This is a genomic window from Bradyrhizobium sp. USDA 3650, assembly GCF_054057395.1.
Map to the genome: position 1 here is coordinate 2,753,354 of NZ_JBSRZG010000001.1, position 12,308 is coordinate 2,765,661.

The 12,308-nt window shown below is 64.3% G+C and carries 9 protein-coding genes and 1 pseudogene; 1 reads left to right on the top strand and 9 read right to left on the bottom strand.

From position 1 onward, the window contains the following. Window positions 1–4 precede the first annotated feature (4 nt). Complete coding sequence (gene tcuA / locus ACVIN2_RS12770; protein ID WP_456765876.1) at window positions 5–1,396, bottom strand: FAD-dependent tricarballylate dehydrogenase TcuA; 1,392 nt, start codon at window positions 1,394–1,396, stop codon at window positions 5–7. Between the two features lie 152 nt (window positions 1,397–1,548). On the opposite strand from tcuA, the gene ACVIN2_RS12775 reads away from it, so the two are divergent. Next, entirely contained in the window at window positions 1,549–2,244 is a 696-nt protein-coding gene (locus tag ACVIN2_RS12775; RefSeq protein ID WP_456765877.1) for a GntR family transcriptional regulator, read from the top strand. Between the two features lie 13 nt (window positions 2,245–2,257). Here the strand turns inward: ACVIN2_RS12775 and ybaK are convergent, their stop codons facing one another. The 8 genes and pseudogenes from ybaK to mobB all read right to left on the bottom strand — a co-directional run bounded on the left by ybaK (window position 2,258) and on the right by mobB (window position 12,185). Next, window positions 2,258–2,731: a Cys-tRNA(Pro) deacylase gene (gene ybaK, locus ACVIN2_RS12780; protein ID WP_456765878.1), complete on the bottom strand. Its 474-nt coding sequence runs from the start codon at window positions 2,729–2,731 to the stop codon at window positions 2,258–2,260. A gap of 255 nt (window positions 2,732–2,986) precedes the next feature. Next, window positions 2,987–5,755 carry a formate dehydrogenase subunit alpha gene (gene fdhF, locus ACVIN2_RS12785; protein ID WP_456765879.1) on the bottom strand — a complete coding sequence of 923 codons (2,769 nt, stop codon included), beginning with the start codon at window positions 5,753–5,755 and terminating at the stop codon, window positions 2,987–2,989. Further along, a complete protein-coding gene (locus tag ACVIN2_RS12790; protein WP_456765880.1) occupies window positions 5,752–7,461 on the bottom strand; it encodes an NADH-ubiquinone oxidoreductase-F iron-sulfur binding region domain-containing protein in 1,710 nt (569 codons plus the stop codon). The genes fdhF and ACVIN2_RS12790 overlap by 4 nt, the downstream gene beginning before the upstream one ends. A gap of 246 nt (window positions 7,462–7,707) precedes the next feature. Then, entirely contained in the window at window positions 7,708–7,995 is a 288-nt protein-coding gene (locus ACVIN2_RS12795) for a hypothetical protein (RefSeq protein ID WP_456765881.1), read from the bottom strand. 91 nt (window positions 7,996–8,086) lie between these two features. After that, complete coding sequence (locus ACVIN2_RS12800; protein WP_456765882.1) at window positions 8,087–9,742, bottom strand: OFA family MFS transporter; 1,656 nt, start codon at window positions 9,740–9,742, stop codon at window positions 8,087–8,089. Window positions 9,743–10,060: 318 nt separating this feature from the next. After that, window positions 10,061–10,324 (bottom strand): sulfurtransferase TusA family protein, encoded by a 264-nt coding sequence (locus tag ACVIN2_RS12805; protein ID WP_456765883.1) that lies wholly within the window; start codon window positions 10,322–10,324, stop codon window positions 10,061–10,063. Window positions 10,325–10,390: 66 nt separating this feature from the next. Next, window positions 10,391–11,647, bottom strand: a complete 1,257-nt coding sequence (locus ACVIN2_RS12810) for a molybdopterin molybdotransferase MoeA (RefSeq protein ID WP_456765884.1) — start codon at window positions 11,645–11,647, stop codon at window positions 10,391–10,393. 9 nt (window positions 11,648–11,656) lie between these two features. Further along, window positions 11,657–12,185: pseudogene (gene mobB / locus ACVIN2_RS12815) on the bottom strand (molybdopterin-guanine dinucleotide biosynthesis protein B). Between the last annotated feature and the right edge of the window lie 123 nt (window positions 12,186–12,308).

A 12,308-nucleotide genomic window follows, 5' to 3' on the forward strand; every position in this document is an offset into this window, starting at 1 on the left:
CGTCCTAGTTCTTCGCGTGGCGTGCCGCTTCCCGTCCTGCAATCCGTCCGAACACGCTTCCGATGGTCATGCCCATGCCGGCAGCATAGCCCTTGCCGAGCACGTTGCCGGCCATGATCTCGCCGGCGGCGAACATGTTGGCCGACGGCTTGCCGTCAGCCATCAGCATGCGCGCTTCCCTGGTCACGCGCGTGCCGAGATAGGTGAAGGTGATGCCGGGCCGCACCGGATAGGCTAGGTAGGGCGGCGTCTCGATCCGCCGTGCCCAATGCGTCTTCGGCGGCGTGATGCCTTCGGTGCGGCAATCGTCCAGAATGGTGTGGTCGAAGGTGCCGGGCTGCACCGCGGCATTGAATTCGGTAATCGTCTTTTCCAGCGCAGCCGAATCGAGCTCGAGCTTGCCCGCAAGCTCGGCAATCGTCTGCCCTGCGATCGGCGGGAACAGCGTCGGCATGAAGCTCGTGACCACGGTGGAATCGAAGATGATGTAGGCGATCTGGTCGGGCTGCGCGGCCACCAGCCGGCCCCAGATCGCGTAACGCTTCGGCCAGATGTCCTCACCTTCATCATAGAAGCGCTGCGCCAGCTTGTTGACGACGATGCCAAACACGACGGAATCGTGCCGCGTGATGATGCCGCCGTCGAATTTCGGCGCGCGCGCGTCGATCGCGACCGCATGGCACTGGGTGGGGTCGCCGACCTCCTGCACGCCCCTGGCGAGCAGCATCTTCAGGATTGAGCCGCGGTTATAGGGCGTGCCGCGGATCAGAAAATTGTCGGCGGCCTCGCCCCAATATTGCTTCAGCCATTCGATGTTGGCCTCGAACCCGCCGGCCGCGGCGACCAGCGATGTCGCGCGTATCTCGGTATCGCCCTTGATCGGCCGCTTGAGGCGAGCAGCGAGAAACATGCCGTCCTCGATCACGAGGTCGGTGACCTCGGCGTCGTATTCGACGTCGACGCCGAGCTTCTCGGCGGTGAGATAAAGTGCGTTCAACATCGCGCGGCCGCCACCGAGAAAGAAGGAGTTGGTGCGACCGAGGCTCAGCGTGCCGCCAAGCGAGGGCTGCCAGCGCACGCCCTGCTCGACGATCCAGTTCAAGATGTCCTTGGACTCCCGTATCATGTGCCGGGCGAGCACCTCGTCGGTCTGGCCGCCGGTGACGCGCAGGAGATCCTCCCAAAACTCTTCCTCGGTGTAGGGGCCGGTGAGGATTTCGGTCGCCTCGTCATGGGCGCAACGCATGTTGCGGGTGTGGCGCGTGTTGCCGCCGCGATAGAATTTTGGCGCACCTTCGAGCACCATCACGGACGCCCCACCGCGTCGCGCACTGATCGCCGCACACAGCGCCGCGTTGCCGCCGCCGATCACCAGCACATCGTATTTGCTGCTCATGCCGTCTGCCCGTGCGACGAAGTTGGAAACATTCTGCCCGCCAGCAGCCTCGGTCAATCCGGGATCATTGCGCACCTTTGTATACAAAGCTATACAAACGTCCGGCAAGCGCCATCGCTGCATGGGCAGGATGCGCGAGCCCACGAGGATGGATGGCAAGACGTCCGACAAAGGTAGGCGGCTCGATCGCGCGCGGCGGCGGCGTGGCACTGGGCGAAGCCGTGTTCCGCTCGCTCTGCGAGGCGTTGCAGGCCGGCAGCTACCGCGCCGGCGACCGCCTGCGCGAGGAGGAGGTCGCCCAGCGGCTGAAGGTCAGCCGCACCCCGGTGCGGGAGGCTCTCGGGCGACTTGCGGCCCGCGGGTTCGTCGAACCTGCCGGCGGCCGCGGCCTGATTGTGCGCAACCTCGACATCTCGGAGGTGCTCGAGCTCTACGCCATGCGCGAGATCATGGAGGGCGCCGCCGCCCGACTTGCGGCCGAGCACGCCTCGGCGCCCGAGATCGATGCACTCAGGGATATCGAGCAGGCCTTTGTCGAAGCGTCCGAGGCCGACGCGACCGAGATGGCAGGAGACATGGCAAGACTCAACCGCGCCTTCCACGAAGCGATCTGCCGCGCCGCGCGCAACCGCTATCTCGACAACGCTTCGCGCGAATTGCAGGACTGGATCGCCCTGCTCGGTCCAACCACGTTCACGGTATCGGGCCGCCCCTCGACCAGCCACGGTGAGCACCAGGCCATCATCGAAGCCATCGCGGCTCGCGACGGCGGCAAAGCGGAGCAGCTCGCGCGCACACACATCCGCGAAGCGCTGCGCTGCCGGCTGAAGCTGTTGCAAAAGCAGTAGTAGAGCGCGGCGCTCAGGCGACCAGTTCCGCGACGATCGCCTTCAACACGTCCCGCACATCGGCCGGACTGAGCCGCACCTGCAGTCCGCGCTGGCCGCCATTCACGTACACATAGTCATGTGCGAGCGCGCTCTGCTCGATCACGATGCGCACGGGCTTTCGCTGCCCGAATGGGCTGATGCCGCCAACCTTGTAGCCGGTGAGGCGCTCGGCCTCCGGTAGCTTCATCATCTGCGCCGACTTGCCGCTGAAAGCAGCGGCGAGCTTCTTCATCGAGACTTCCTGGTCGGATGGGACGATCACGCAGACCGGCTTGCCATCGACGAGCGCCATCAGCGTCTTCAAGACGCGCGCGGGGTCTTCGCCAAGCGCAGCAGCCGCCTGGAGGCCGATGCTCTCGGCATCGGGATCATAGTCGTAAGCGTGGACGGTGAAGGCAACACCGGCGGCTGTGAGCGCGCGTGTGGCTGGGGTGGCTTTGGACATGGACGATGTTTACCACCGCCATTGCGAGGAGCGAAGGGACGGCAACACGGGTGGACGCATACACCACAGCCTCAGCGTCGTCCCGGCGAAGGCCGGGACCCATAACCACAGGCAGGAGTTTGGTGAAAACTCGTCGTTCGGTACGCCCACCATCCGCTAAGGAGACACCTCGCGGTATGGGTCCCGGCCTTCGCCGGGACGACGCCGCATATTTGGAGGCATTGTGCCGCCAAATAGCCGGCGACCGCCGCAGCCCTACTCCGCCGCGTCCCGCATTTCGGCGCGCTCGGCTCTCGCCGCGCAGAACTTGAACTCCGGGATCTTGCCGAACGGATCGAGCGCCGGGTTGGTCAACAAATTCGCCGCCGCTTCCGCGTAGCAGAACGGCATGAAGACCATATTCTCCGGAACGTCGCGGTCGGAGCGGACCTTGACCTCGACCGCGCCGCGGCGGGTCTCGAGCCGGATGAAATCGCCGGGCGCTAGCTTCTTCCTGTGCATGTCCTTTGGCGACATGAACGCGACCGCCTCGGGTTCGATCTGGTCGAGCACCTGCGCGCGCCGGGTCATGGAGCCGGTGTGCCAATGCTCCAGCACGCGGCCGGTCGAGAGCACCATCGGATATTCGGCGTCGGGGATCTCGTCCGGCGGGATGACGTGAGCCGGCACGATCTTGCCGCGGCCGCTCGCGGTCGGGAAGCCCGTGGTGAAGATGATCTCGTTGCCGGGCATGTCGGGACCATCGACAGGATAGGTGACCGCGCCCTCGCGGACCAGCCGCTCCCAGGTGATGTTCTTCAACGACGGCATCAGCTCTGCCATCTCGGTGAAGACATCGCCGGGACCGGCATAATTCCACGGCAGGCCCATGCGCTTGCCGATCTCCTGGATGATCCAGAGATCCTGCCGCGCATCGCCCGGCGGCTTGATCACCTGGCGCGCGAGCTGCACGCGGCGATCGGTGTTGGTGAAGGAGCCTTCCTTTTCGGCAAACGCCGAGGCCGGCAGGATGACGTCGGCGTGGAACGCGGTCTCGGTGACGAAGAGATCCTGCACCACGAGATGATCGAGCATGGCAAGCGCCTGGCGCGCATGCTGGAGATCGGGGTCGGACATCGCGGGGTTTTCGCCCTCGATATACATGCCCTTTATCTCGCCAGCGTGGATCGCGTTCATGATCTCGACCACGGTCAGACCGCGCACGGGATCGAGATCCTGGCCCCACAGCTTCTCGAACGCACCGCGCATGTCGTCGCGGCCAACCGGCTGATAGTCCGGCAGGAACATCGGGATCAGACCGGCATCGGAGGCGCCCTGCACGTTGTTCTGGCCGCGCAGCGGATGCAGGCCGGTGCCGGGGCGACCGACCTGGCCGGTGATCAGCGCCAGCGCAATCAGGCAGCGCGCATTGTCGGTGCCGTGGACATGCTGGCTGATGCCCATGCCCCAGAAGATGATCGACGATTTTGCCCGCGCATAGGTTCGCGCGACCTCACGCAGGGTCTGCGCCGGGATACCGCAGATCGGCTCCATCTTCTCCGGCGTGAACTCCTTGATCTTCTCTTTGAGGTCCTCGAACCCCTCGGTGTAGCCGGCGATGTATTGGTCGTCGGTCAAACCTTCCGTGATGATCGTGTGGATCATCGCGTTCAGCATGGCGACGTCGGAGCCCGGCTTGAACTGCAGATGCTTGGTCGCGTGGCGCGACAGCGTCTGCCGCCGCGGGTCCATGACGAACAGCTTTGCGCCGTTCTGCTTGACCGCGTTCTTGATGAAGGTCGCGGCGACCGGATGATTCACGGTCGGGTTGGCGCCGATCACGATGATGACTTCGGCGTCCATCGCAGCCGAGAACGGCGCCGACACCGCGCCCGAGCTCAGGCCTTCGAACAGCGCCGCGACCGACGAGGCGTGGCACAGACGGGTGCAATGGTCGACGTTGTTGGAGCCGAAGCCGGTGCGCACCAGCTTCTGGAACAGATAGGCCTCCTCGTTCGAACCCTTCGCCGAACCGAAGCCGGCCAGCGCCTTCACGCCCTTCTCGTCGCGGATCTTGACGAGGCCCTTGGCCGCGATGTCGAGAGCTTCTTCCCAGCTCGCTTCGCGGAAATGCGTGAACGGATTGGCCGGATCGACCTGGTCGTTGGAATCCTTCTTCGCGTTCGGCAGCCGAACCAGCGGCTTGGTCAGGCGATGCGGATGGTGGATGTAGTCGAAGCCGAAGCGGCCCTTGACGCAGAGACGGTTGCGGTTGGCCGGGCCATCGCGGCCCTCGGCATAGATCACCTTCTCGTCTTTGACCTCATAGGTCACCTGGCAGCCGACGCCGCAGAACGGGCAGAGCGAATCCACCTTCTTGTCGGCATAGACGACACGGGTCTGCGCCTCGTCGAGCATCACGGCCGGCATCAGCGCTCCGGTCGGACAGGCCTGCACGCATTCGCCGCAGGCAACGCAGGTGGACTCGCCCATGGGATCGTCGAAATCGAACACGATTTTCGAGCCGTGGCTGCGATAGGCCATGCCGATGACGTCGTTGACCTGGACCTCGCGGCAGGCGCGCACGCACAGGCCGCACTGGATGCAGGCATCGAGATTGACGCGCATCGCCGGATGGCTGGCGTCGGTCGCCCAACGCTCGGCGGCGGGGAAGCGGCTTTCGGTGACGCCCGTGGTTTCGGCCCAATGCCAGAACTTGGAGTCCGGATCGTGCGAGGTCTCGCGCGCCGGCTGATCGGCGACCAGCAGCTCCATCACCATCTTCTGCGCCGATACAGCCCGCGCGGATTCGGTCTTCACCTTCATGCCGACCGACGGCGTGCGCTTGCAGGACGCCGCGAGCACACGCTCGCCCTCGATCTCGACCATGCAGGCGCGGCAATTGCCGTCGGGGCGATAATCCGGCGCGGGCGAATAGCACAGATGCGGAATCTCGCGGCCCTGACGTTTTGCGACTTGCCAGATCGTCTCGCCTGCATTGGCCTCGACCTGCTTGCCGTCGAGCTCGAACGTAATCTTCGTCATTCGGCCGCTTCCTTGAACTCGTCAGGGAAATATTTGATCACAGTGGACAGCGGATTCGATGCCGCCTGTCCAAGCCCGCAGATCGAGGCATCGCGCATCGCCTGGCTCAATTCGTCCAGGAGAGCGCGGTTCCAGACCGGTTGCTGCATCAGCAGCGCGGCCTTCTGGGTTCCGACGCGACACGGCGTGCATTGGCCGCAGCTCTCGTCCTCGAAGAACTTCATCAGGTTCAACGCGGCCGCGCGCACGCTGTCCTGTTGCGACAGGATCACGATCGCGGCAGAGCCGATGAAGCAGCCGTATTTTTCAAGCGTGCCGAAATCGAGCGGGATGTCGTCCATCGCCGCCGGCAGGATGCCGCCGGACGCACCACCCGGCAGGTACGCATAGAACTGATGGCCATCGGCCATGCCGCCGCAATATTCGTCGATCAGCTCGCGCACGGTGATGCCAGCAGGCGCGAGCTTCATGCCGGGATTCTTGACGCGGCCCGAGACCGAGAAACTGCGCAGGCCGTGCCGCTCATGGCGGCCGTGGCCCTTCCACCAATCGGCGCCCTTCTCGACGATGTCGCGCACCCACCACAAGGTCTCGATGTTGTTGATCAACGTCGGCAGGCCGAACAGGCCAACCTGGAATGGATAAGGCGGCTTGTGCCTGGGCAGGCCGCGCTTGCCCTCGATGCTTTCCAGCAGCGAGGATTCCTCGCCGCAGATATAGGCGCCGGCGCCGCGGCGCATGTGCAGCGTCGGACCGCCCGGCGGGAGCTTTGCGATCTCGCGTTCGAGGATTTCGCGCGATGCCGGATATTCGTCGCGCAGGTAGATGTAGATATCCGAGGCCTGCACCACATGGGCGCCGATCAGCATGCCCTCGAGGAAGCGGTGCGGATCGCTCTCGAGATAGACGCGGTCCTTGAACGTGCCGGGCTCGCCCTCGTCGCCGTTGATCGCCATCAGCCGGGGACCGGGCTCGCCCAGCACCGCGCGCCATTTACGTCCCGTCGGGAATCCGGCGCCGCCGAGACCGCGCAACGAGGCGTCATCGAGTGTCTTCAGCAGGTCGTCCGTCGCCAGTTCCCCCGAGCGCAGGCGATTGAGCAGCTTGTAGCCGCCGCCGGCGACATAGGCCTCATAGCCGATATATTCGGGCAGATGCGCGTGGGTGTCGCCAGCCTTCACCGCCGCCGTGACATTGGCCACCGTCGCATGGTCAACAAAGTTGTGTCCGACTTCCGCGGCGGGCGCCGTATCGCAGCGGCCGACGCAGGGCGCGCGTACCACGCGGATGCCGGGGCCCGACGCGTCCTGCAAATCGGCGAGCAGCTTCTCTCCGCCGAGCATCGCGCAGGTCAGCGAATCGCAGACGCGGATCGTCAGCGGCGCGATTTCGGGCTCGCCTTCCTTCACCACGTCGAAATGCGCGTAGAAGGTTGCAGTCTCGAACACCTCGGCGAACGCGAGCTTCATCTCGTCGGCGAGCGCGGCGAGATGCGCGGCAGAGATCTGGCGGTACTTGTCCTGGATCAGATGCAGATATTCGATCAAGAGATCGCGACGCCGCGGCCGATCGCCGAGCATCTGCTCGATCTCGTGCGCGGCGGCGGGATCGACCTGCCGTCCCTTGGGCGTGGATTTGGCGCGCTTCCGTCCCTGGCCGGGATGTTCGAACTCGCGAACCTTGTGAACGTCGTCGTTGCTGCTCATGGAGAGGTCGCGTTCTCTTCAAATGCGTGATCAGTCTAGGCCGGATCGCCAAAGCGATCAGCCTTCGTTTCCCGATTCGATCAGCGGAACCACCGGTTCTGCGTCCCGTCGACCAAGCCAAATTCGACGCAACTCTAGTCTCTGGTATGCCAGATGCAAGACAATTTAGAGCGTCTCTAGAATGATTTAGGAGGCAGGCGGTCGCCCGCCATACCCCTTTACGCGTGCGCCAGACGGAACCCGATCTCAGGTCTTGCTCATGCACTCTTCGATGTAGAACCAGCGGTCATCGCCGGCGAGGCCCTTGGCCTTCACGTCGGCGCGGCAGGCTTTCAGCTTCGGCTTGTTGGCTGCCCATTTCGCCTTCATGTCTTTCAGCTTCTGCATGGTGAGTTTCATCTTGCCAGGCTTGGCTTCGGTCGTTGCAGCAGGCGCCGCCGGTGTCGTTGTCGTCTGCGCGGATGCGGCATGAAGGCCAGCGACGAGCAACACGGCCGCAAGGCAAATTCGAAGGCAAGTTCGAGTGCGAAGCATTTCAATCCCCCTAAGTCCCATTCTTGATGATGTCTGAAAGGCCAACGAAGCGGGACGCCTGATGAACATCCCGCTTCTGTCTCGACGGCGATCAGAAGATTTTGACCGCGCTCTCCAATGTCTTCCAGACACCCCAAAGCAGGGGGACGCCGACGAAGGCCCAGAACAGCGCCGCCTTGGCGTCAAGCCCGCCAAATCCGATGCCGTAGGAGCCGTGCGGCCCCGCGGCGGCGGCGTTGGCGCTTGCCGCCTGCAACTTGGCGACATCAGCCTCCTTCATGTGCCATTTCGAATCGACCGGCTTGATCAGATAGTTGCAGATCAGGCCCGCGATCAGCATGGCGCAGAGGATGTACATCGTCGTGTTGTAGAGCTGGTCGCGCGGCACGCCTGCCGCGAGTTGGAACTCGCGGATATAGTTGACGACGACGGGGCCGATGATGCCCGCGGTGGACCACGCCGTCAGCAGCCGGCCATGGATGGCGCCGACGAACTGGGTTCCGAACATGTCGGCGAGGTAGGCCGGCACGGTGGCGAAGCCACCGCCATACATCGACAGGATGATGCCGAAGCCGAGCACGAACAGCAGCTTCGAACCCATCGCCGCAAAAGTCGGCGCCAGCGCGTAGAGGACGATGCCGAGGATGAAGAACGTATAGTAGGTGTTCTTGCGCCCGATCTTGTCCGACAGCGATGCCCAGAAGAAGCGGCCGCCGATGTTGAACAGCGACAGCAATCCGGCGAAGCCCGCGGCGATCGCGGCGATCTGCGCCTTCTGTCCCGCATCAAGCGCGTTGAAGCCGACGTTAGGCAGGCCGATCAACTTGCCGGCGAAGATCTCCTGGAGCATCGGCGAGGCCATGCCGATCACGCCGATGCCGGCCGACACGTTCAGGCACAGCACCCACCAGATCAGCCAGAACTGCGGCGTCTTGTGCGCGTCGTTGAGATGGACATTGGCCTTTGAGATCATCGCGTTGGCCTTCGACGGCGCGGTCCAGCCCTCGGGCTGCCAGCCGGGCGGCGGCAAACGATAGCGGAACGCGCCGATCATCATGAACACGAAGTAGATGATGCCCATCGTGACGAAGGTCTCCCAGACGCCGACCGAGGTCGGCGTCTTGAAGTAGTTCATCAAGAGGTTCGCCAGCGGTGCGCCGATCATGGCGCCGCCGCCGAAGCCCATGATGGCCATGCCGGTCGCCATGCCGCGACGATCCGGGAACCACTTCACGAGCGTCGACACCGGCGAGATATAGCCAAGACCGAGACCAATGCCGCCGATCACGCCCGAACCCAGCCACAACAACCAGAGCTGATGGGTGTAGACCCCGATCGCACCGAGGAAGAGGCCGCCGCACCAGCACAGCGCCGAGACGAAGCCGGCCTTGCGCGGACCCACGCGCTCCAGCCAGCCGCCCCAGACCGCAGCCGCGATACCGAGCAGCACGAAAAAGAGCGTGTACATCCATCCCATGCTGGCGACCTTCCAGTCGCAGCTGGTCGTGAACAGCTCCTGAAACAGCGACATCTCTGCGCACGCCTTCGGCGCGGTCACTCCGATCGCACGCGACAGCGGCAGCCAGAACACCGAGAAGCCGTAGGCCATGCCGATGCAGAGATGGATGCACAGGGCGGCCGGTGGCACCAGCCAGCGATTGAACCCCGCGGTCGCGATGGTCCGCTCGCGATCCAGAAAACCTGCGCCGGCGCCCGAAAGTGTTCCAGCGCTCTCGATGGTAGACATGCATTCCTCCCCTGAAGCCGCCCTTCTGAACGGCCTGCCACGACGGTCCTGTTCCTCAGCCTGCAGCGCAGCCTTTGTCCCTGCTGCTCCGCACAATGATCGACGCGCGCCAGGATCGTCACGCGCATCCGAGACGTTAAACCCCTAACCTTGGGGGCTATGCCCGACGCCACGGCCGGGCTTCTTTCGATGGCCCATTTGCTCCGCATATCGCAGGCAAGACTCGACCTCCGCGTCTCGGCGGAGGAACTCAATTGGGGCAGAAGTGGTGATCGATGTCGATAGACAAAAGGTAGGTATCAACCGAGTGACCGTCGGCTAAGTGGGCGGCGCACCATTGAGATTTTCTATCGATCGATTGGCCTTCTCAATCAAGAACACGATACGCGCGTCGTTGCGCTCGGTGATCTCCACCGTGTCGCCGGTCTCTCGGATCAGGTTCGGAATGTCAATCACCGACAGGGGATCGGTGCAGTACACTTCGAGCTGATCGCCCGGCTGCAACGGCTTCAGCGCTTTGCGCGTCTTCAGGGCGGGCAGCGGGCATTTCAGTCCGGTGAGATCGAGCGTCGTTCTGGTCATCGGCGCAACATGGCGGGAGGGGCCGATGGCGTCAACGCCAGGACAGCGCCAACATAGTACCCAGGCTCAAAGCAAATCGGCATAGGACAGGAAACCCACGCTCTGCCCGGGCTCGACACGCGTAACCTCCTCATCGAGCTCGACGAGGCCGTCGGTGTCGACCAGAGAGGACAACAGCCCCGCTCCCTCGCGTGGAAACTTGACTGCCTCGAGTGCGCCATCCTGCATGCGCCGCAAGGAGGCGCGAACATATTCGCGACGCCCCGCCTTCTTCTTGTAGGTGAACGCCGCGCGCACCGGGATCGGCAACGGCGGCGCCTGCAGGCTGCCCGCAAGCGCCAGCACCGTCGGCCGCACCACATGCACGAACGTGACGAAACTCGCGACGGGATTGCCCGGCAATCCGATCAGCGGCGTGCCCTCGATGATGCCCATCGCCACGGGCCGTCCCGGCTTGATCGCCATCCGCCACAATACCAGCGAGCCGATGCTCTCGACGGCCGCCTTGACGTGATCCTCTTCCCCGGTCGATACGCCGCCGGTGGTGAGGATCAGATCATGCGTGCCGGCGACTTGCTTGAGGCCATTCGCAAGCGAGATACGTTCGTCGCGCAAAATGCCGAGATCGCTGACGTCGCAGCCGAGCCGGCGCAGCATCGCCATCAGCATGAAGCGATTGGAATCGAACAGCTGCGAGGCCGCGCGCGGCTCGCCGGGCGAGGCCAGTTCGTCGCCGGTCGAGAACACCGCGACGCGGATGCGCCTGACGACGTCGAGCCTGACAAGGCCGAACGCCGCCGCGAGCGCGACATGCTGCGGCAGCAAGCGCTGGCCTGCGCGCAGCGCGAGATGGCCCTGGGGAATGTCCTCTCCCGCAGGGCGGACATTCGCACCCGGCTTCAGCCCCGGCGGCAGCACAATTCGGCCGGCGTCATCGACGCGGACGTCTTCCTGCATGAAGACGGTTTCGGCATCCGGCGGCATCGGCGCGCCGGTGAAGATGCGCGCGGTGCGGCCGGCCTTGATAGGCGCCAGTGCCAGACCGCCGGCCTGGATGCGGCCATCGAGCGGGAGTGCCCGCTCGGCGCTATCAGGAAGATCGGCGTTGCGCACGGCGTAGCCGTCAACAGCGGAATTGGTGAAGGGCGGCAACGGCAGCGGCGCCGCGATATCGCGGGCCAGCACCCGCCCATCGGCATCGATGAGCGACACGGTTTCGAGATCGACAATCGCGTTGACGCGCGTCGTGATCAGGCCAACGGCCTCGTTGACCGACATCATCGGTCCGCCGAAGGCAAAGCAATCGTCCGACAGTTGCGCCATGGTGCCTCGTCAGCGCATCGCAGCGCTTTTCGCGACCGCTTCCTCGACCGGCATCGCCGCGCGCAGCAGCAATTCCGCGGCGGCGGCGATATCGTCGAGATGGACCGTCGGCAGTCGGGTTTCAATGGCAACGTCAGCCGCGATCCCGAAAATTCCGGGATCATCGGGAAACAGCAGCGGCTTGTCGTTGGCGGCGCGATGCAACTCGATCTTGCGATGCGGCTCGCGCTTGAAACCCTCGACCACGACGAGATCGACGGCCGACAATTTGCTCAACAGTTCCGGCAGACGCGGCTCCGCCGCTCCGCGTAATTCGTGCATCAGCGCCCAGCGATTTGACGAAGCAACCAGCACCTCGGCCGCGCCCGGCCTCGCGATGGCGCCAGGAATCCTTGCCGGGCACGTCGACGTCGAACTGGTGATGCGCATGCTTGATGACAGAGACGCGCAAGCCAAGCGCATTGAAATGCGGAATCAGCCGCGTCAACAGCGTGGTCTTGCCCGCACCGCTCCAGCCTGCAAGGCCGATGACTTTCATTCCAGCTCCGTCTCCGCGAGCGACCCGGTCCTTGATGGAACCACCCTCTCCTACGTCATTGCGAGCGAAGCGAAGCAATCCAGGAATGCATCCACGGCGGCAGCCTGGATTGCTTCGCTTCGC